General features: G+C 36.3%; 20 protein-coding genes and 1 pseudogene. 14 read left to right on the forward strand and 7 right to left on the reverse strand.

What is annotated here, in order from left to right; genetic code table 11:
- Positions 1-7: 7 nt before the first annotated feature.
- The 7 genes and pseudogenes from OZX61_RS05370 (at position 8) to OZX61_RS05400 (ending at position 7584) form a co-directional block, all read left to right on the forward strand.
- Positions 8-1093, forward strand: a complete 1086-nt coding sequence (locus tag OZX61_RS05370; protein WP_195771640.1) for an NAD(P)H-dependent glycerol-3-phosphate dehydrogenase — start codon at positions 8-10, stop codon at positions 1091-1093.
- A 24-nt stretch (positions 1094-1117) separates the two neighbouring features.
- Positions 1118-1582 (forward strand): phosphohistidine phosphatase SixA, encoded by a 465-nt coding sequence (sixA, locus tag OZX61_RS05375; RefSeq protein WP_277095552.1) that lies wholly within the window; start codon positions 1118-1120, stop codon positions 1580-1582.
- A gap of 137 nt (positions 1583-1719) precedes the next feature.
- Positions 1720-2724 carry a quinone-dependent dihydroorotate dehydrogenase gene (locus OZX61_RS05380; protein WP_195771642.1) on the forward strand — a complete coding sequence of 335 codons (1005 nt, stop codon included), beginning with the start codon at positions 1720-1722 and terminating at the stop codon, positions 2722-2724.
- Positions 2725-2729: 5 nt separating this feature from the next.
- Positions 2730-3206: pseudogene (locus tag OZX61_RS05385) on the forward strand (CvpA family protein); the annotation flags it as partial.
- Positions 3207-3344: 138 nt separating this feature from the next.
- Positions 3345-4883, forward strand: coding sequence for an amidophosphoribosyltransferase (gene purF / locus OZX61_RS05390; RefSeq protein ID WP_195771644.1), 1539 nt, complete (start codon positions 3345-3347; stop codon positions 4881-4883).
- Positions 4884-4978: 95 nt separating this feature from the next.
- Complete coding sequence (locus OZX61_RS05395; protein WP_277095553.1) at positions 4979-6868, forward strand: peptidase M48; 1890 nt, start codon at positions 4979-4981, stop codon at positions 6866-6868.
- A gap of 65 nt (positions 6869-6933) precedes the next feature.
- The gene (locus OZX61_RS05400; protein WP_277095554.1) at positions 6934-7584 is read left to right on the forward strand and encodes a hypothetical protein; all 651 of its coding nucleotides are present in this window, start codon (positions 6934-6936) and stop codon (positions 7582-7584) included.
- Positions 7585-7623: 39 nt separating this feature from the next.
- Here the strand turns inward: OZX61_RS05400 and OZX61_RS05405 are convergent, their stop codons facing one another.
- Entirely contained in the window at positions 7624-8070 is a 447-nt protein-coding gene (locus OZX61_RS05405; protein WP_277095555.1) for a GatB/YqeY domain-containing protein, read from the reverse strand.
- Between the two features lie 27 nt (positions 8071-8097).
- A complete protein-coding gene (rpsU, locus tag OZX61_RS05410; RefSeq protein WP_001136722.1) occupies positions 8098-8313 on the reverse strand; it encodes a 30S ribosomal protein S21 in 216 nt (71 codons plus the stop codon).
- 144 nt (positions 8314-8457) lie between these two features.
- Between rpsU and tsaD the strand changes: the two genes are divergently transcribed.
- Positions 8458-9474, forward strand: coding sequence for a tRNA (adenosine(37)-N6)-threonylcarbamoyltransferase complex transferase subunit TsaD (tsaD, locus tag OZX61_RS05415; protein ID WP_195771648.1), 1017 nt, complete (start codon positions 8458-8460; stop codon positions 9472-9474).
- Positions 9475-9509: 35 nt separating this feature from the next.
- Here the strand turns inward: tsaD and OZX61_RS05420 are convergent, their stop codons facing one another.
- The gene (locus OZX61_RS05420) at positions 9510-9731 is read right to left on the reverse strand and encodes a DUF1653 domain-containing protein (RefSeq protein WP_195771649.1); all 222 of its coding nucleotides are present in this window, start codon (positions 9729-9731) and stop codon (positions 9510-9512) included.
- Positions 9732-9767: 36 nt separating this feature from the next.
- Positions 9768-10175 (reverse strand): GFA family protein, encoded by a 408-nt coding sequence (locus OZX61_RS05425; RefSeq protein ID WP_277095556.1) that lies wholly within the window; start codon positions 10173-10175, stop codon positions 9768-9770.
- Between the two features lie 143 nt (positions 10176-10318).
- On the opposite strand from OZX61_RS05425, the gene OZX61_RS05430 reads away from it, so the two are divergent.
- From OZX61_RS05430 to OZX61_RS05445, 4 genes are all read left to right on the forward strand, one after another.
- Positions 10319-10909, forward strand: coding sequence for a YigZ family protein (locus tag OZX61_RS05430; protein WP_277095557.1), 591 nt, complete (start codon positions 10319-10321; stop codon positions 10907-10909).
- A complete protein-coding gene (locus OZX61_RS05435) occupies positions 10902-11513 on the forward strand; it encodes an acyltransferase (protein WP_277095558.1) in 612 nt (203 codons plus the stop codon). The genes OZX61_RS05430 and OZX61_RS05435 overlap by 8 nt, the downstream gene beginning before the upstream one ends.
- A gap of 302 nt (positions 11514-11815) precedes the next feature.
- Positions 11816-13819 (forward strand): poly-beta-1,6-N-acetyl-D-glucosamine N-deacetylase PgaB, encoded by a 2004-nt coding sequence (gene pgaB / locus OZX61_RS05440; protein WP_277095559.1) that lies wholly within the window; start codon positions 11816-11818, stop codon positions 13817-13819.
- Between the two features lie 162 nt (positions 13820-13981).
- Positions 13982-14824 (forward strand): universal stress protein, encoded by an 843-nt coding sequence (locus OZX61_RS05445; protein WP_195771654.1) that lies wholly within the window; start codon positions 13982-13984, stop codon positions 14822-14824.
- A gap of 112 nt (positions 14825-14936) precedes the next feature.
- Here OZX61_RS05445 and OZX61_RS05450 read toward each other — a convergent pair whose 3' ends face one another.
- From OZX61_RS05450 to OZX61_RS05460, 3 genes are all read right to left on the reverse strand, one after another.
- Positions 14937-15602, reverse strand: a complete 666-nt coding sequence (locus OZX61_RS05450) for an O-methyltransferase (RefSeq protein ID WP_195771655.1) — start codon at positions 15600-15602, stop codon at positions 14937-14939.
- 106 nt (positions 15603-15708) lie between these two features.
- A complete protein-coding gene (locus OZX61_RS05455) occupies positions 15709-16992 on the reverse strand; it encodes a histidine-type phosphatase (protein WP_277095560.1) in 1284 nt (427 codons plus the stop codon).
- A 14-nt stretch (positions 16993-17006) separates the two neighbouring features.
- On the reverse strand, positions 17007-17702 hold the full coding sequence (locus OZX61_RS05460) for an oligogalacturonate-specific porin KdgM family protein (RefSeq protein ID WP_277095561.1): 696 nt from the start codon (positions 17700-17702) through the stop codon (positions 17007-17009).
- A 277-nt stretch (positions 17703-17979) separates the two neighbouring features.
- Between OZX61_RS05460 and OZX61_RS05465 the strand changes: the two genes are divergently transcribed.
- Together OZX61_RS05465 and OZX61_RS05470 are read left to right on the forward strand one after the other, a co-directional pair.
- Positions 17980-20919, forward strand: a complete 2940-nt coding sequence (locus OZX61_RS05465) for an insulinase family protein (RefSeq protein ID WP_277095562.1) — start codon at positions 17980-17982, stop codon at positions 20917-20919.
- Positions 20920-20937: 18 nt separating this feature from the next.
- Entirely contained in the window at positions 20938-22110 is a 1173-nt protein-coding gene (locus OZX61_RS05470) for a phospholipase A (protein ID WP_277095563.1), read from the forward strand.
- Positions 22111-22135 lie beyond the last annotated feature (25 nt).

Here is a 22135-nt window from a genome sequence, read left to right on the forward strand (position 1 = left end):
CAAATATATGTCAGAGATTAATTTTTCTAATTTTGTAGTGCCTACGACTATACAAGACAACCATGATTCGAAAGTGAAGTTGCGTGTTACAGTCTTAGGTGGTGGAAGCTTTGGTACGGCTATCGCCAATACTGCTGCAAAAAATGGGTGTGATACAACACTTTGGATTAGAGATGAGCAGACTGCTCAAGAAATTAATCAAACGCATATAAATGCTCGTTATCTGCCTGATTTTAAACTTGATGAAAGTTTAAATGTATCTTCAGATATAGAAACTGCAATTCGAGAGAAAGACTTAATTCTTGTAACTATACCGAGTCATTCTTTCCGTACTGTGCTTCAGAAAATAAAACCTTTTATTACCTCTCAGGCAGTAATTTCGCTTACTAAAGGAATTGAGATTGATTCTTTTAAATTTATGAGCGAGATTATTCGTGAAGAGTTACCTCAAGTACCTTATGGCGTGCTATCTGGACCAAATTTAGCAAAAGAAATCGTTGCTGGCATGCCGGCAGGTACTGTGGTTGCAAGTCATTCTGAACTTGTACGTTATGCAGTACAAAAAGCTTTACATAGTGCATTATTTAGAGTTTTTGCAAGTGATGATGTGCATGGGGTTGAGTTGGGTGGAGCGTTAAAAAATATTTATGCAGTTGCAATGGGTATGGCTGCGGCACATAAAGTTGGTGAAAATACACGAAGTATGATTTTGACGCGGGCATTGGCCGAAATGAGTCGATTTGCGGTAAAACTTGGTGCAAACCCACTGACATTTTTAGGTCTGTCAGGTGTGGGTGATCTATTTGCAACATGTAATAGTCCTCTAAGTCGCAATTATCAAATTGGTTTTGCATTAGGCCAAGGTAAAACACTAGATCAGGCAGTAAAAGATTTAGGTCAAACCGCAGAGGGTATAAACACAATTATTCAGGTAAGAAAGCGCGCCCTTGAGTTAGATGTATATATGCCCATTACAAATGCTTTGTATGAAGTGATTTTTGAACATGCACCTCCATTAAATATTGCATTATCTTTAATGAAAAATGGTCATCGAAGTGATGTAGAATTTGTTTTGCCACATAGTGATGTGTAAGTATAATTTAAAAGGATTGAATATATGCAATTGACGCTCATTAGACATGGTGAGGCGAAACCACCAGTTTCAGGAAATGATATACAGAGACCTTTGACAAACAAAGGGCATCTTCAAGCGAAAGAAACAGCGAATTTTCTCAAAAAAATAATAAATCAACCCGATATTTTGATCGTAAGTCCATTATTGCGTGCACAAGAAACGTTATCTTATTTAGAAGAAATTTATCCTGCTGTTCCTATTCAGATTTGTGACTTTATTAAACCAGATGATGACGCAGGGGAAGCTATTGAGTGGTTGTCACATTTAACAGCTGAAAATATTGTGGTGGTCTGCCACATGAATGTTATTGGCTATATGGATGAAAAACTTACAAATGGTTCTTTCCATCCTTTTCATCTTGCAGAGGCTAGAGTTTATCAACAGGCAGTCGTTGCGCAAGGATTAAGTACATTAACGCATAGTTTTATTCCTCAGATCGGTGATTAGTAGAATGATTGAGTCTAAAAGCGCTTAATTGAAAGTACATATTTCATTTTTATGAAAATAAATGGAGCAGGGCATGGTATTTATCTAATGAGATGCCCTATAATAAAGCAGTTCAAAACCAATAGATTTGATAGCATATGATGTATTCACTGGCTCGCCCTTTGTTGTTTTCCGTAGCACCAGAGCGTGCACATGAACTTACATTATCTTGGTTACAGAAGGCTTACTCTTTGGGTCTCGTGAGTCCAAAACTTATTGAAAAACCTGTAACCTGTATGGGAATTGAGTTTCCAAATCCTGTGGGTCTTGCTGCGGGTTTAGATAAAAATGGTGCACATATTGATGCATTGGCCGCACTTGGCTTTGGTTTTATTGAAGTTGGCACTGTCACGCCAAGACCGCAAGCGGGAAATGAACAACCAAGATTATTTCGCATTCCAAAAGCAAAAGCAATTATTAACCGCATGGGTTTTAATAATGACGGTGTTGATCAACTGATCGAAAACGTGAAAGCATCAAATTATAAAGGTGTGCTAGGAATAAATATTGGTAAAAATGCGGATACGCCTGTAGAGCAAGCTGTTGATGACTATCTTCACTGCTTTGAAAAGGTATACAATTATGCATCATATGTTACAGTAAATATCTCTTCCCCAAATACGAAGAATCTTAGAAGCTTACAAAATGGCGAAGCACTTGCACATTTATTAGAAACACTAAAGCGTCGTCAAGCAGAGCTTGCTGAAGAACATCAACACTATGTACCTCTTGTTTTAAAAGTCGCTCCCGATCTCTCAACAGATGAAATTGCATTTATTGCAAAACAATTATTACACTATAAAGTGGATGGCCTAATTGTCACAAATACCACACTTGCACGTGATGGTGTTGTAGATTTACCTTTTGGAAATGAAGCAGGTGGGCTATCTGGTGCGCCTGTATTTGAAAAAAGTACAACTTGTTTGAGAAGTTTTTCGGCAGTTCTTAAAAATCAAATTCCACTTATTGGTGTTGGTGGTATTTTATCTGGCGAACAAGCTTTGGCGAAACAAAATGCAGGTGCAAGCCTTGTACAATTGTATAGTGGCCTTATATATACAGGACCTAAATTGGTAAAAGATTGTATTCACACTATGACATAATTTAAATGAATATTTTAGATGTTATTGTTGTCATTATTGTGGTGCTTGGAGGAATAAACGGTTTGCGACAAGGACTCATACAAGCCTTGGCGAACCTTGTAGGTTGGGTATTAGCGCTATTTATGGGTGCTAAATACGCCAATGACTTGGCGCCAATGATGTCAGGATTAAGTCACGATCTTGTTGTACAAAAAATTGCTGGATTTGCATTTGTTGTACTCGTAGTGATGTCATTGACATGGTTGGTCTCGACAATTTTAAACAAAATTCTGAAGTCGTTAAAGCTAGGCCCACTAAATAGGTTGGCTGGTGGTGCCTTAGGGTGTTTAAAAAGTTTATTTATTGTGCTGATTGCAATGCAAGGTGCTGAACCTTGGGTCTATACTGCACAAAGTTGGAAACAGTCTAAAATGGTACAAATGCTTATGCCTTATGCACCAATTGCGACGGAAGTTTCTAAAGAGGTTGCAACGGAGGCAATCCAACATTTTCATGATAATGAGGCTCAAGTAGAGCAACGGTCAAAGGAAATTGCTGAAAAAGTCTCTGCGCGAAAAGGTTCTACGGAACATTCAGCGCAAAACCCTTTTAATTAATCCAAGCTTGTCTGCGAGGTTGCTATGTGTGGAGTTGTTGGGATCGCTGGAAAATCACCAGTAAACCAATTGTTGTTTGATGCTTTGACGATGTTACAACATCGTGGACAAGATGCAGCAGGCATTGTTACCTGTGAAAATGATCGTTTATTCCTAAGAAAAGATAACGGCCTTGTTCGTGATGTTTTTCATACGAGACATATGCGTGCCCTACGTGGTAATTATGGAATTGGGCATGTACGTTATCCAACAGCAGGTTCTTCAAGCAGTGCAGAAGCACAGCCTTTTTATGTAAACTCACCTTATGGCATTACACTTGCTCATAATGGTAATTTAACAAATGCTGATGAAATCCGTCATTCATTATTTGAAACTGACTTACGTCATATGAATACTGATTCTGACTCTGAAGTCTTGTTAAATGTTTTTGCACATGAGTTGCAAAAGCTCAGAACATTACATCCAACAGCAGAAGATATTTTTTATGCTGTACATCGTGTTCACCAACGTTGTCGTGGTGCATATGGTGTAGTGGCAATGATTACTGGGCAAGGATTAGTTGCATTTAGGGACCCTAACGGAATTCGCCCTTTAATTTATGGTTCGCGTTTAAGCGATTGTGGCAAGACTGAGTATATTGTTGCTTCTGAATCTGTGGCAATTACTGCTTTAGGTTTTAAAGTAGAAAGAGATATTGAGCCAGGTGAAGCGATTTACATTGATGTAAATGGCAATTTATTCACAAAACAATGTGCTAAAGATCCAAAATATTTCCCTTGTATTTTTGAATATGTGTATTTTGCACGTCCAGATGCAATTATAGATGGAATTTCTGTTTATAAAGCACGTTTGAAAATGGGTGAAAAGCTTGCACATCACATTTTAAAAGAATGGGGTGAGGAGCATGATATTGATGTTGTGATCCCAATTCCAGATACAAGTCGTACTTCTGCCCTAGAACTTGCGAATGTACTTGGCGTTAAGTTCCGTGAAGGATTTATGAAAAACCGTTATATCGGTCGTACCTTCATTATGCCTGGGCAGCAACAACGTAAAAAATCTGTACGCCAAAAACTCAACCCTGTAGAGTTAGAGTTTAAAGGGAAAAATGTATTATTGGTTGATGACTCTATTGTCCGTGGTACAACCTGTAATGAAATTATTCAAATGGCGCGAGATGCAGGTGCTAAAAAAGTGTTCTTTGCTTCTGCAGCTCCTATGGTGAAATATCCAAACGTATATGGGATTGATATGCCTGCAAAAGCAGAGCTTATCGCGTCTGAACGCACAGTTGAAGAAATTCGTGAGATCATAGGTGCTGATCGTCTTGTATTCCAAGATCTTGATGATCTAAAAGATGCAATTCGTGTGCCTAAAGTTCCAGAGGTTCAAGAGTTTGATTGCTCTGTATTTGATGGTCACTATGTAACAGGTGACATTAACTTGCAGTACTTAACGGAATTAGAGCAAAGTCGTTCAGATCATGCAAAAAAAGAAGATAAATATATTGATGTCAATATTGATGCTTCATCTGTAGATTTAACAGGCGTCACAGAAGCATAACTTTTTGTTTTTTGTTATAAAAAGGTGGGATTTTCCCGCCTTTTTATTTTATGATAGGTTGAAGACTATTCGGTACGCTAGCAAGGCTATAGACATTGGCATCAAGTACATTTTCCTATAATCATCAGAAGAATTTATTTGTCGCAACAGTCATTTGCTTGTTCGCCATTTTTTTAACCATTATGGTTTTAAATTTTTCTTTTGGTCTCATCGTTTATTATTTAGATCAAGGTCAATCGATTTGGTGGAATGAGCATAGCCCTGTATTCTTAAGCTGTGTACTATTCATTATGATGATCTCTTTATGTTATGAACTCTATATTTTTAGAGAAGGTGGTCATTCTTTAGCAAAGCAAATGAGAGCAAGGCATCTTCATGCATTAGAATGTACACCGGAAGAGATTAGAGCTGTAAAATTAACTGAGCAGTTGGCAGATAAATTTCAGATTGAGATCCCCGCAGTCTATGTATTACCCGATGAAATAGGCGTAAATGCTTTAACTGCAGGAGAAAATAGAAAAGATACAGTGATTATTTTAACTTGGGGCGCCTTACAGAACCTAGATGAATTAGAGTTATATGGGCTACTCAGTTATGCTTTTAATCAAATTATTAGTGGTGAAACCAGACAGAATATCCGACTTAAAATTCTTTTTAGTGCCCTGACTAGCTTTAACCAGTGGGGAAGCAAAATTGCCCGAAGAGGATTTAAACCCTACCGTGGTAATGAGAAAAACAAATTTGAAACTGTATTGGTCGCAGTTGGCGGTATCATCTGGCTGATGGGGAGTTTAGGCCTTCTTATTTCTAGGTTGGTAAAGTTTCTTACCCTTTCAGGAAGAACGTTCAAAAATGATATTCATACTCAAGCATTAATAGAAAATAATACCAATTTACAAACATTACTTAGAATCTATGTGCATCATGCTGGTTCTCAAATTCATAGTTCGTATTCTGAGTCAATCGCTCATATGTGTTTTGCAAATTCATTAAGCCCTCAAAGTTGGTTAAATATTCATCCAAATATTGAAAGAAGAATTTATAGGTTAAACCCAAATGTGCTTCAAGAGATACAGCTAGAAAATTTAAGAAAAGTACAGCTACAACCTTTATTGGGTTTATTTAAACCATTTGGTGATGAACAAACAGAAATGAATATTTCATGGATGCCACCTCAGCCATTGCCGTTGATTCGTTTAACACCCATGGGATTTCCATCTAAAGATGAAATTAGACCACTGAATCCTTCAGTAAGAAAATCTATAAAACAACCTGAACTCGTTAAGCGAGCATTGCAAACCAATACAGGTGCAAGAGAAGTACTTGTTGCTGTACTTATGATTAGACAGTACAAAGAATTTATACCAAAAAATGCGTTAGTGAGTCATGCTATTATTGATGCTTTATTGGGCATCGATGCTAGATTACATGTACAAATCTTTCTAGATGCCTGTGATACATTAAGCACAATGCCACAGAGTATAGCTAGACAGTTCTTAACTAAACTTGCGCAGATTGCTCAATCTGATGGTAAAATTGGCCTATTAGATGCATTGTTATTAGATAAAGTAAAGAGCCAATTAAATTTACTACCTGTACATATGCCTACTGCTTATGATGATATTCAATTTAATATTGTTCGTTTAGTCGATGCTCTAGTGTATATCGATCAGATAGATATAGAAAATAGTCTTAGTCGTAGAAATAAAATTATTCAACAGCTAATCTCTGAAAAAGAGGCATATAAATATGAATTTGTCTCCGACGAGCATATCGATTTTGGAAATATATTGCATTCTATATCTGGGCTTTTATTGAGAGACCGATTAAAAATACTTGGTATCATAGAGCACTCTATTTGCAGTGATAGGGTAATGACTCAAGATGAGTTGGATGTACTGGCATTATTGTATTGGCGATTTGGATTTAAAAATGATGAAATTGTTGAACAAATTTTAAACCAAAATAGTTTGATGATTGTATAGGTTTTCTACATGTAAATAATTACATCAATGTTAGAATAGTCGTCTTCTTAAATTGAACCTTAAATATGAGTGAGCAGCAACAGTCATCAGTATATCATCGTAATATCCTTTCACATTTGGGAATTGATCTTTGGATTCCTAGAGATGTTGCCGTTGAAGAAAATGATGCGTCTGTTTTTTGGCGTGATCAAGTATCATGTGCTGAAATTAATTTAAATGAAGAAGCTGAATTAAATGTTGAGAGTATTTCAATTGAACGAGAAGTGAAGCTTGAAAATATAGAGCCTCAATCTATTATTTCTTTAGAAAAACTAGAAAAACTAGAAAAACTAGAAAAACTAGAAAAACTAGAAAAAGAGATAGATCCTTTTATACTTACCGTATTGGTTTCAGTAAAAAAAATTATTTTTATCAATACATTTGATATTTCTAGCGAAGAGAGAACTTTACTCAATAATATGATTCATACACTTGAATTGGTGCAATATGAGTTAAAGTGGCCAATACTTGAAACCTTAAAAGATTCAAATTTTCTTCAGTTTTATTTGAATGGTTTTATCGACGCGAAATGTAATGAGTTTGAATGTGCTGTTCTTTTAGGAAATAGACCGAAAGGCTTAGTATTTACCTTCAATAAAGAATTTCCATCTTTAAGTCAATTGTTGAATAGTGCTCAAGACAAAAGAGATTTATGGGAGTATTGGAAAAGCGTTTAGAAAACGTTAAACGCTTTTTACGAGTGATTTAGATAAGTGTTAGTTAAGTTTTGCTTTAACTTTAGCTGATGCAATTGCAGCATCGGCACGTCCGGCTATGATCGGACGTAGAGAATTCATCACCTTACCCATATCTTTCATGCTAGTAGCACTTTGATCAGCAATAGTCTGATCAATGACAGAATCAAGTTCTTCCTCAGTCATAGCGGCTGGTAGAAATTGAGATAGAATCTCAATTTCGGCTTGTTCTTTACTAGCTAAATCGTCTCGGCCAGCACCGGCAAAAGCCTTTACTGACTCTTTACGTTGTTTAACTTGCTTCTCAACAATTGCAAGGACTTGATTATCATCAAGTTCTATGCGTTCATCGACTTCAATTTGCTTAATTGCAGCTTGCAGACTACGAATAACAGTTACAGTTGCCATTTCTTTAGCACGCATGGCACTTTTAAGAGCATCAGTAATTTGGTTTTTTAAATTAGTCATAGTCTTTCAGCTTCAATCACAAATTAATTAGTAAAGGCGAGTAGTACGTACAGATTCGCGAGCCAATTTCTTTTGGTAGCGCTTAACAGCAGCAGCTTTTTTACGCTTACGCTCTTGAGTTGGTTTTTCGTAGAATTCACGTTTACGAACATCAGCTAAAACACCAGCTTTTTCGCAAGAACGTTTGAAACGACGGATAGCTACGTCTACTGGTTCGCCTTCTTTCAATTTAACTTGTGGCATGAAGAATCCTCAATATTTATGGATAAATCTAAAGCGGAATTGCTTTAGAAAACAAGTGAAGTGCAGTATTTTACTCATTTACTTCTCATATCACAAGTCTATAATGGTGATTGTCGTAAATTGGACTCATAAATAGGCACTTAAATGATTGTTTTAGGCTTGGAAACCTCTTGTGATGAAACAGGATTAGCACTCTATGACAGTGAGAAGGGGCTACTTGGTCAAGTGCTATATAGTCAAATTCAGTTACATGCTGAATATGGTGGTGTGGTGCCCGAGTTGGCATCGCGTGATCATGTGAGAAAGTTGATTCCTTTACTTGATGAATTGCTTGCACAGTCAAAGGTAACTAAAAAGCAAATTGATGCAGTAGCATATACACGTGGTCCAGGATTAATGGGTGCATTAATGACAGGCGCACTTTTTGGGCGCACGTTAGCATTTGCTTTAGATAAACCAGCAATTGGTGTACATCATATGGAAGGTCATATGTTGGCTCCTTTACTTTCTGAAACTCCACCTAAGTTTCCTTTTGTTGCATTACTTGTTTCTGGTGGACATACACAATTAATGGCAGCTTATGGCATTGGCGAGTATGAAATATTGGGGGAGTCGATTGATGATGCAGCTGGTGAAGCATTTGATAAAGTGGCTAAGATGATGGGACTGGCATATCCAGGGGGGCCAAACATTGCAAAACTTGCTTTAGATGGTAACCCACAAGCATTCGATTTTCCGCGTCCAATGCTACATAAAGATTTAGTATTCTCTTTTAGTGGTTTGAAAACTGCCGTTTCAGTGCAACTGAAAAAAATAGAGGGACAAGATAGAGATGCCGATATTGCAGCCTCTTTTCAAGAAGCAATTGTAGATACACTTGTGAAAAAGTCAGTCAAAGCCTTGAAGCAGACCAATCTAAAACGACTGGTGATCGCAGGTGGGGTAAGTGCAAATTTAAGACTGCGAGAAAAACTTGAAGCGGAACTGGCTAAAATAAAAGCACATGTTTACTATGCAGAACCCGCATTGTGTACAGATAACGGTGCAATGATTGCTTTTGCAGGTTATCAGCGTTTAAAAGGTGGAGCTAGTGATGGATTGGCTGTTACAACAACACCAAGATGGCCAATGACTGAACTTGAGGTACCTACACAGGTTTAAAAATAAGGTGAGTGATTGCTCACCTTAGTTACATGCTAGAAGTTTGGCTTCAAAAATGCAAAGCGAGGCTGTTTTGTTTGATCAGGTAAATTTACTTCTTCTAGAAACATACTTGCTGGGCGTACCCATAGAGAAAAGTCATCATATAAACATTGATACACAACTAAAACTTCTTGGGTTTCGCTATGTTTGGCTGTACCTATAACTTGGTAAAGTTGGCCTTTGTAGTGTTTATAAATACCGTGTGGAATTTGCATAATGCATCCCATAATAAATAATGGAATATAGTAAAGCTAAACGGTATGTTGAGTAAATAAATCCTCTTGTGTGAGTTTAATTATTATATTTGCAAAACTATAATAACTAGGCTTTTCTTCAATAAACACTTCGGTATCTAATGTGAGTTGATTGTGGTTCATTTCAAGTAAATTACAATTTACATTACAGTAAGAGCAGTCTTTTTTTTGCCAAAAAATAAATGTGCCACATCCTTTGCAGAAACCTCTGTGAGCCCATTCAGATGAGTTGAAAACACTAAGCATTGCTATGTTTTGTATAATTAAACTTTTCGGTTCGACTTCTATGGATAATGAAATACCTCCAGAGTGTTTTCGGCAAATTGAACAGTGACATGCTGTGACATTTAACGATTTGGGGGCTGCACTAAAAGTGATTTCTCCACATAAACATTTTCCTTCCATTAAATTATCTCATTCAACTTATATGTTTGAAGCTTAGCCTAATTCGTTTAAATCTACGATTATTTAACAGTATTCCATAAGTGACATTTTGTGTTTTGAGATAAAACGTTATAATTATTTGAAATTCAATGTAATGGGTGAGTATGCCATTTACCATTAACAAAACAGCTGTTTATGAAGAAGACGTGAAAAAAAGTCGTTTCCAAGCATTTGCGATTCCTGTTGAAACGGAAGAAGAGATCAAAACAGTTTTAGAAACTTATAAAGATATTTCGACAACACACCAGTGTTGGGCATGGAAGATAGGGCATAATGTTCGGTTTAATGATGACGGTGAGCCCTCAGGAACAGCAGGTCGTCCTATTTTGGCAGCAATTGAGGGTAATGAGTTAACCAATATATTGGTATTGGTTAATCGGTGGTATGGCGGTGTGAAGTTGGGCACGGGTGGATTAGTACGTGCCTATGGTGGTACAGCAGGAAAAGCCTTACTTCTAGTAGATAAAATAGAACTCATAGAAAAGATAGATGTATATTTTGAGTGTAATTTTAGTGAGTGGCCAATTTTGCAGTATGAACTGGTGCAAAATCAAATAACCTTTTCTGAAGAATATACAGCCACAGGTGTGAGTGTTAACGCAAAAATACAGATACATCAGCGCATTGAACTTGCGAAAAAAGTACAGGATGTCACACGTGGTAGAGAAGAATTAAAAGGAACTCATGATGACTGATCCTTTACTTAAATATAGAGAACAACATAAGCACCGTTTAAACTATATGCCATGGTTATACTGGCGGTTAAAAGACAAACATAAAGTTTGGGCGGAGGCTTGGCAAAAAGAATATCAAGAATATTTGCAAACTATGGAAACAGTTGAAATAGGAAAGAATTGCTTTATTTCGCCGTTAGCACATATCTTTGCGGAGCTTGGGCGTAAAATTATTATTGGCGATCATACATTTATTGCTGCTGATGCTACATTACATGGTCCTTTACAGATAGGTAGTGAAGTTGCAATCAACCATCATTGTATTTTAGATGGGGGAAAAGCGGGAATCGTTATTCATGATCAGGCACGATTGGCTGCATATACACATTTATATGCATTTGATCATGGTATGAATTTAGAAAACCCAATTTATCAGCAATCTGTTCGCTCACAAGGTATTGAGATTGGGAAAGATGTTTGGTTAGGAGCACATGTTGGTGTGAAAGATGGTATTAAAATAGGAAATCATGCTGTGGTGGGTATGAATAGCATGGTCACTAAAGATGTTGAAAGTACACACGTTGTTGCAGGAAACCCTGCAAAATTTATTCGTATTCGGGAATAATAATACTTCTTGTTAAGAATAATTTAATTGTTATAGCATAACATTTTTTGATTCATCATATAATGATAAATTATCATATCATGTCACTAAATTTTAAAAGATATTTGCTAATTTATTATTAGGTTGAATGGGCAAGATCCCTGTAAAAGAAACAGAGATATACATTTTTAAATGTACGTAAATTACAGTGCATTTGTAAAATAAACTATGCCTTTTGCGGGTGGATAAGCTTAAATTGCTTCTTAGGTCTAAGATTTGAATAAACTCATCAAAAATACTATTTCACTTTTAATGGAAAAAATATGCTTAATCAATTTCTGAAGTCGGTACTCACGGGGTGTATGGCAACAGCACTTTTTGGAGCAGCAGTCGTTACGCATGCAGAAGAACAAGCACAAATACGTCCAGATACATTAACGGTGATCGGTTATCATGAAGTCACAAATCAGGCTAACGATGCAATTATTCCATTATATGCAGTGACCACAGAAAATTTTGAGAGTCAGGTGAGATGGTTACAACAAGATGGGTTTCATTTTATTTCTGTCAATGATTTAATTCAGGCAAATGCAGGTAAGTTAAAACTACCAAGTAAACCTGTATTGCTTACTGTTGATGATGGTTATGAATCATTTTACAGTAATATTTATCCGTTCGTAAAAGAAAACAAAATACCAGTTGTACTGGCTGTAGTAGGTTCATGGGTAGATACACCATCCGATAAGGATGTACATTTTGGTGATGCTGAAGTTAAGCGAAATAAAATACTAACATGGTCACAAATTAAAGAAATGAGTGATAGTGGTTATGTTGAGATCGCAAGTCATAGTTATGACTTACACCGTGGTGTATTGGGGAACCCTCAAGGAAACTCAGAGCCAGCAGCCACAACAAGAATTTATGATCCAAGAACCAATAAATACGAATCAGATAAAGCATATCATCAACGGATATATAATGATTTAAAGAAAAATAATGAAGCATTTAAGTCACATGGTATTCCAACACCAAGAGTTATGGTGTGGCCATATGGGCGTTATAATATGGAAGGTGTGAGTGTTGCTAAAGCATTAGGAATGCCTGTCACTATTACATTAGATGATGGGCCAGCAGATTATAAAAAATCATTAAACTCCTTAAATCGTATTTTAATTGAACACAACATGACAACAAGCGATCTTGAGCGAGAAATTGAGAACCGCGAGAAAAATTTGGGTGACAATTATCGACCTCAAAAGATTATGCATGTTGATCTAGACTATATTTATGATAAAGATCTTGCTCAGGAAGAAAGAAATTTAGGTGCATTATTAGATCGAATTCAAAAAATGAATGTGAATACAGTATATTTACAAGCATTTTCTGATACGGATGCAAATGGTTCGGCAGATATGGTGTATTTCCCGAATCGCTATATTCCGATGCGTCAAGATTTATTTAATCGAGTTGCTTGGCAAATTGCAAAGCGTACACAAGTTAGACGTATATATGCTTGGATGCCTCTTTATGCATGGGAGTTACCTAAGTCAAATTCTGCTTCTAAAGATCTGGTTGTAACAGAGCAACCTAAGAATAGCGATCATCTAAATATGGGATATATTCGTTTATCTCCATTTTCACCCAAAGCACAAAAAGTGATTGAGGGGATTTATGAGGATCTAGGAAAATCTGCAAGTTTCAATGGTGTACTATTTCATGATGATACGACACTGTCTGATTATGAGGATTCAAGTCCTGAGGCATTAAAAGCTTATAAAGATGCAGGTTTGTCGACCGACTTAGATGCTGTTCGTAAAGATGACCAAAGCTTACAGAAGTGGACGGCGTTTAAAACAAAAACTATTGATGATTTTGCAATGAAAGTTGCTGGAGATTTACGTCAATATCAACCTGCTTTATTAACTGCCAGAAATATGTATGCACAAGTGGTACTCAATCCTTATGCAGAAAATTGGTATTCACAATCATTAGAACAATCTTTAAATCGCTATGATTTTACCGCAATTATGGCCATGCCATATATGGAACAAGCGAAAGACAAAGATAAATTTTACCAAGATATTGTGAATCGTTTAAAACAGTATCCTAATGGTATTCATAAAGCAGTGGTGGAATTGCAAGCCGTAGATTGGAGGAAAGATAATCAGCCGATTCCTTCAGAAGAACTAGCCGACACCATCAAATCACTTTATGCACAAGGGGTTATGCATGTGGGTTATTATCCAGATGATCCAATTAAAGGACATCCAGACCCAGCGGTGCTGAGACAAGCTTTTGACTTGCAGCCAAACCGTATTCAGCCTTAGGTGAAAAGTGCATGATTTTAAAGAAACTTATACGAATAATGCGTTTAAAGTATATTGTTTCAATTAAATAAAATAAAACTACTTGCAGAGTTTATTACTTATGTTAATTTTAATGCTGACAATTAGTAAAAATAGAGTGATTCACTCAAAGAGAGGCAACAAATGAAACGAGTAATTGCTTGTGTTGATTCATCTCCTTGTATTAATGCAATTGCCGAAGCGGCTTCATGGATTGCAAAGAGAACGCAACGTGAATTAGTGCTTTTACAAGTTTTGGACTATTACCCTGCGAGCTATCATTTAGGGGAAATTAGTGGCGTTATTGGCTTTGAAAGTAATGCGATGCTCTTAAAAGAACTCGCAGAACTTGAAGAAAAGCAAAGTACTTTGGCTGTTGATTATAGTAATAACTTGCTTAAGCATTTAATGACGACAATTAAAGAAAAGCATGGTATAGATGCCACAGTCATTCAAGAAAAAGGTGACTTTTTGGAGCAGAGTCTAAGTGTGCTTCGAGAAGATGATATTGTGCTTATTGGTAAAGTTGGGGAAAGTGCCGCTGAAAAAAATAAAGTTTTAGGCAGTAATGTTGAAAACTTTGTACGTGGTGCTAACTGTACAGTAATGACGGTAAGTGATCATTTTAAACCACCAACACGTTTCATATTTGCATATGAAGACTCACCTTTGTGTGCACAAATGCTTGAAAGTGTTGCAGAAAATGAACTTTTCCAACAGTTACAATGTCACTTGCTCCATGTTGGAGATGATCCAGAAGTCTTAAACAAGCCAGAAGCCTATTTAAGAGAAAAGGGCTTTGACGTGGTTGTTGCAACACGTGAGGGCGACGTTGCGCAGGGCATTATCGATTATCAAAAAGAACACGGTATCCAATTTGTACTACTTGGTGCGTTTAGTACAAATCGTATTTCTCAGTTCTTCTTAGGAAGTATTACAACAACAGTGTATCGAAAAATTCATGTACCTATTATTGTAGCTAAATAAAGAAGTTATCCTAAGTTATCCGCATAAACTGTGGATAACTTTATGGATATGTGATTTAAATATATTTAAGTTATTGAAATAAAACAATAAAAAATAATTGGTGGTTTTTTGTTTACTTTACAATTGCGATTGCAAAACCATCATGTCCCTTACTACCAACAGTCTGTAATGCCGTACAAGACAGTAGTTTTGGATGATTCTTCAATGCTTCAAATGTCTGTCTAATTCCAACAATACTCGGTTTTTGATTGTTCGGATCAATAATATCTCCAGCACGGATAACATTGTCTAATACAATAATTGTTCCTGAGTGCGAGTATTTTAGACTAAGCTCCAAGTATTCTGGGTAGCTACCTTTATCTGCATCAATAAAAATAAAGTCAAATGCAGGTGTTTCAGCAGGTAATGTTTTTAAAACATCTGCTGCAAAACCTACTTTTAATTCAATATTTGTATCCATGTTGGCTTCTGTAATATTCTTATGAGCCATTTGTGCATGTGTTTCTCTACCTTCAATAGTTAGAAGGTAACCATCTTTTGGTAATGCACGAGCCAGCCAAATTGTACTATAAGCAGCAAATGTGCCAATCTCTAATACACGCTTACATTTGTTCATTTGTATTAACATTTGTAGTAGCATACCTTGATTCGGTGCAACTGCAAGGTGGTTTGAAAGACCATGATCTACGGTATTTTTCATCACTTGATGCAGTCGTTTATCTTCGGGAATTAAATGTTCATCAATATAGTCATCTAATTCTGTCCACATTTGTTGCATTGTTTTGTCTACCTCACTACGAATAAGTGAATTGTATACATTTATTTAATTCATGCAATTTTGTTATTATGCCGTAAAATAAAAAAGCGCCCTGAGGCGCTTTAATTTATTTGTAAAGTGGTTGAGTAATATCTAGTCTGACAATTTGCTTTTGTGCATTTTGAATAAATTGATCTAAAGGACAAAGTACCCCGACTGAAGTCGTTTTACAGTAAGGGTATTTTAATGTGTCTTCAGGCAGAGGATGACTTGTATCTAGTTTGGTAAGTTGGCGCCATTGATCAAGTGTTCGCGCTGAAAAGCTAATTTTGACAAAATCTTTACCAGTTTTTAGTTCTTTATATTTAGCAAAACTCAGTGTTCCTCCTGGAGGAATATCATTTGCTAAGTATTGAGGAAGTTGCCAGTTAAAGCCTAGTAATGTCTTAACTTCAGAGATATTTGTATCGTGTCCTACAAAAATAACAAGAGGACGATGCAATTTTTGATCTGTAACTTTGTTTGAATCTAGAGCATCTAAAATTTGTTGATATAAAATAGAGCCACCTAGCTGTGCAAATAAAGGAATTTCATTTAGGTATTTATATTTTGCATCATGTAAAGCCATGAGTTTTTTCACATCCTCTGCACTTTTTACATGGCCAAAAGCAACTTGAGAAAGTGGAAAGTTTTCACTGTACTGTAGGCGAATAGTTTCACCAATATTTGAACCTTCATCGGCAGGACCACTTAATTTAGGTTGTCCATTTTTATTTAGCTTGAGCTTCCAATCTTTATCTAAAAACTCACAGCTATCGGGTGCACATACAGCCGCTCTTAAATGTTCATTCACCTTTTCGTATTTTTGCTGTATGGTTTTTTGACTTTCTATTTTATTTTTAAATTCTTTTTTAATCAGATCAAATGATGCTGTTGCACTTCCCATTTTTAAGGCATCAAAAATCGGGTCATGTTTGTAGCCACTGACACCAACCTCTATATGGCAACTAGGCGAAATAGATGATGCAATTGCATCAGCGGTTTTTTTTGTACGTTGATCAGGTGCAGCCCAAATAAATACCTGACTTTGGTTTGTACAATTGTCTTGACTTAAAGAAAGAGGTAAGCCACTTTTTTTCCATTCACTGACTTGATATTGGCTTTGATTAAATATGCCGTCATATCCACGTTGTGTTAAATAACCATCTGGTACGGACCATGAAGGCCATTGTTTTCCAGTTGCTTCATTAAGTTCAGATAAATTTGTTTGTGGACGTATACCATGGCGAACAAGGGTAACGACCTGTTCAAGTTGATATTCAGGCTCTGGCAAGTTTGATGTTTTTGCATAGCTAGTAGAAGAGGCGAGGAGACTACCTAAAACCGCATAAACCAATTTATTTTTTATCACTGATATTTGTCCTATTAAAAGAAGGTATAGCTTAGGCCTGTTTCAAAAATAGTTTGTCTTCGATCAGATTTACTACTTAAAGATTCATTTCTTACTTCAATATAGGGACTAATTTTAGATGAAAGTTTATATTCCATATTAAATTTATGGCGATAGTCGGTATTTTTATTGTTAAATAATTTTGTGTCTTGACCATGGTAATACGTATATTCGTATGTGATTTTCGTTTTATTTATTTTTTTAGTATAACCAGATTCTGCATAAAGTATTTTTTTAGATGGCTTTTTTGCATCGTAATTCATACGTTCGCCTACCATTTTTACATAGACCTTATCTGTATTCGTGAGGTTAAAGTCATTTGTAATCTTTACTTTATATTTATCGCCGTCTGTTTTATTTGCATATTCTAACTCAGGACCTGCTGAATAGTAGTTATTAAAACTATACTTATATTTTGCTTTAAACTTTTTTTCATAAAATTTTTCATGAGAAAAAGCAGTACCAGGACGGCCATTGTCTTGATTGTCAGGTGTCGCTTTCCACTCGGTTGCAAGGGTAATTCGATTTTTAAAAGTATGTTCTAAACCAATGACATCCACATTCTTTTTTGAAAGGTCTTCATAGTAGTGTCCATAACTCAGGCTTAAGGCATGTACTGACGGCGAGCAAATGAAAAGTCCTATAGTGCAAAGTGTAATAATATTTTTCATGTTTTAAATTGTATCTTTTTAGAAAGTCGGACATACAATGCAGTCTTTTTATGACAATTACGTTTAATTCATTTTAAAGTTTTATGAAATGCAAGTATTTGTATTTTTTAAATTATTATTTTTCCAGTTGTTTTAATCTATATGGATAGCCAAACTAACAAGTAAAGAGAATATGAAATAAGTTAGATCGAAATTACAGTTTTATGCTGAAATAGAGTAAATAATCTCGTTATAATACTGAAACTTAAATCAATGATATGAATTTTTAGGAGATCGCATGACGTCAGATGTCACTGAAACCAATTCTCAAAATTGTCATCCTGCGTTTCAGTTGGTACGTCAGCACCATGTTGAGGCGTTAGATGTAAATGTAGTGGAGTACCATCACCGTGTCACAGGTGCAATACATTACCATCTAGAGAGCTCACATGAAGAGAATGTATTCTTAGTTGCATTTAGAACACAGCCCATGGATTCTAAAGGAACAGCTCATATTTTAGAGCATACTGCACTATGTGGCTCTAAAAACTTCCCTGTGCGAGATCCATTCTTTTTAATGATTCGTCGCTCTTTAAATACATTTATGAATGCCTTTACGGCAGCAGATTGGACAGCTTATCCATTTGCTACACAAAATAAAAAAGATTTTAATAATTTATTATCCGTATATTTAGATGCTGCTTTTGCCGCGAATTTAAATCCGTTAGATTTTGCTCAAGAAGGGATTCGAGTTGAAATTGAAAATGATAAGCCTGTATTTAAAGGTGTTGTTTTTAATGAAATGAAAGGTGCGATGAGCTCACCAACAGATCAATTATACCATCAGTTAGCGCATCATTTATTTCCAGAAACAACGTATCATTACAACTCAGGTGGTGATCCAAAAGACATTCCAGAGCTTACATATGAGCAGTTGGTAGATTTTTATAAAACACATTACCACCCAAGTAATGCTGTATTTATGACTTTTGGTGACATTCCTGCTGTAGAGTTACAAGAACAATTTGAATCGCAAGCACTGTCCCATTTTTCTAAAGGCGAAACGATCTACTCTAAACCAGAAAAACGTCTTCAAGCACCAATCGAAAAAGTAGAGTCTTATGCGGTAGATAGCGAAGATTTAAAAGATAAGACCTATCATGTTATGTCATGGTTATTACCACAAGCGAGTGATATTAAACTCAGACTAGGCATGCGATTGGTTGAAGGCATCCTTTTAGAAAACTCTGCTTCGCCATTACGCCATTATTTAGAGACATGTGACTATGCTGATTCAGCAGGTCCATTTATGGGCGTCGATGACAGTAATTTTGAAATGACATTTTTATGTGGTGTTCAAGGTTCAAATGAAGAAAATGCTGTTCAGTTTAAAGAGGGTGTTTTAAATGTTCTTCAAGAAGTTGCTGCCCGTCCTGTAGATGAAGAGCTAGTTTCCTCGATTTTACACCAAATAGAGTTACATCAACGCGAAGTGGGTGGTGATGGTTCTCCATACGGTTTAAGTTTAATTATGAACGGTATGGGAAGCGTGATACATCATAGTGATCCTATACATGTATGGGATGTCGATGCTGCAATTGCGATGGTAAAAGAAGAACTAAAAGACCCAATGTGGTTATCTTCTTTAATTCAAACTTATTTGTTGGATAATCCTCACCGTGTTCAACTCACGCTTATTCCTGATGCGACAAAAACTAAACTTGAGCAGGATGCAGAGCAAGAGAAACTCAATAAAATTGATGCTGAATTAAATGATGAGCAACGTGAAGTTTTAAAACAACGTGCAGTTGAGCTGAAACAACGTCAGGAAACTGAAGATGATTTAAGTCTACTGCCTAAAGTCGGACTAGAAGACATTCCTGAAGAGCTTCATATTGTTCGTGGTGTAACCAAAGATATTCAGCATAATGGTAAACCAATACCATTACATACCTATCATGCAGGTACAAATGGTTTGTATTACAACCAGATTATTATTGAAATCCCAAAAGAAATCCTATCTTCACCGTATTTAAGTCTCTTAAATGTACTTATGGGTGAAGTGGGAGCTGGTGAGTATAATTATCTAGAACTGCAACAGCAACAAACTGCTGTAAGTGGTGGCGTAGGTATGGGAGCATCGTTAAGAAGTGGTTTAAATGATAAAAATGAAATCAGCGCTTTCTTAACATTAACCACAAAAGCTCTTGTCGATAAGACTGATGCCATTGAACTTTTAAAAGTTGCTTTTGAACAAATTAGATTTGATGAAAAAGCACGTATTATTGAGTTATTACAACAGCGTAAAACGCGTTGGCATGCACGTGTTAGTGGCTCAGGCCATAGTTATGCAATGCAAATTGCGGCACGCAATATGAGTGCTTTAGCAAAACGTGATTATTTCTGTACTGGCTTAGGTGCTTTAAATTGGTTAAGTGAACTTATTCGTACAGTAGAACAAGATGAAAAAGCCTACGATTCATTAATTGAGGGTTTTAAGTCTATTCATCAGCATTTAATCCACGCACCAAAACAAATACTTTTAGTATGTGAGGATCAACAGTCTGCTTTACTTGAAAAAGAAGTTGCTGATGTGTGGCATACGTTATCTTCAACTGAAGCAATGGTTCAATTACCAAAGGTAAACATTGAAAATACAACAGGTGATGAAGCTTGGCTAGTGCAAACTAACGTACAGTTTTGTGCTGCGGCTTATGAGGCTGTAGAATCATCGCATCCTGATGCAGCGCCGTTAATGGTACTTGCGGGTTATTTAAGAAATGGATTCTTACATAGTGCACTAAGAGAAAAAGGCGGAGCTTATGGTGGTGGAGCCACTTATGATGGTAATTCTTGCGCCTTTAAATTCTTTAGTTATAGAGATCCTCGCTTAACAGAGACATTTGCAGATTTTGAAGCAAGTCTGACTTGGTTAATGACTAAAGAACATAAACCGCATCAACTTGAAGAAGCAATTTTAGGCTTAATTGCGTCTATGGATAAACCAGGTTCACCTGCTGGAGAAGCGATTACAGCCTGCTACTCAATGTTGCATCAGCGTACACCAGCGTTTAGGACTGAAATGCGATCACGTATTTTGGCAGTTACGTTTGATGATCTAAGACGTGTGGCACAACAATATTTATTGGACAAAAAACCAGTAAAAGGTATTGTTGCACCGTTTGCAAAGCGTGAAGAATTGCAAACACTCGGATTTAACATTAAACAATTGAATTAAATAGTTGTGGTGAAGCGCATGGCGTTAGAAAGAAGTGAACATAGGTGTAGTTTGTATTTGGGAGCATTAACCACAGTTGGTTCATTGTTATTGAGTACAACGCCATATGCAGAAAGTGTGGCCAATACAAGTACAAGCTTTAGCCCAAGTAGTGGGCAAGCTTGTGTAAGTGTTCAAAATGATGCAGCCAGATTGTCATGTTATGACACCTATTTTAAAGCACAAGCAAAAGTGAAAGAAAATTTGGTTGCTGAACATGTTGATGTTAAGGAAGAAACTCCTAAAACAGCGACGACTGAACCATTATCGATCACAGATAAGCTCAAACAGTCTGTGGGCACAATCTATAAACAAGATGTAAATGTTCCAATGAACCCAGTCGACTCTTTATTGGATAGCCGTTGGGAGCTCTCTGAAAAAAGTAAACTTGGAACATGGAATATGCGTGCATATAAACCTGTATACGTATTTCCAGCATTTTGGACCAGTGATAAGAATTTAACCCCTTATAGTCCTAACCCAGACAATCAAGTACCGCAACAAGATATAGATTCGACAGAGCTTAAGTTTCAACTTTCTTTTAAAACAAAAGCTTTAGAAAATATATTTGGTAATAATGGTGATTTATGGGTAGGGTATACGCAATCTTCACGTTGGCAAGCTTATAACGCGAGAAATTCGAGTCCATTTCGTGAAACAGACTATGAACCAGAAGCCAGTTTAATTTTTAGAACAAACTATAATTTACTTGGTTTGAATGGGCGTTTGCTCGGTCTAACGGTAAATCATCAGTCAAATGGTAGAGAGGATCCTTATTCTAGAAGTTGGAATAGGGTGATGCTTAACATTGGATTAGAACGTGATAATTTTGCACTCATTTTTAGACCGTGGTATAGGTTACCTGAATCTGCAAAAAATGATAATAATCCAGATATTACCGACTATATGGGAAGAGCAGATTTAACTGCATTTTATAAGTGGAATGAAAATAACTTTTCTTTAATGTTAAGACATTCTTTAAGAGGGGGAGATGCTTCTCATGGTGCAGTGCAGTTTGATTGGAGCTTCCCAATTAAAGGAAAATTAAGAGGTCAATTCCAATACTTCAATGGTTATGGTGAAAGCTTAATTGACTATAATCATCGTGCTAACTATGTTGGGTTGGGTGTGTCATTAATGGATTGGTTTTAAACATGGGGCATTTCGCCCCACATTT

Origin of the sequence: Acinetobacter sp. ESL0695 (genome assembly GCF_029392135.1) — a bacterium.
Taxonomy (GTDB): domain Bacteria; phylum Pseudomonadota; class Gammaproteobacteria; order Pseudomonadales; family Moraxellaceae; genus Acinetobacter; species Acinetobacter pollinis.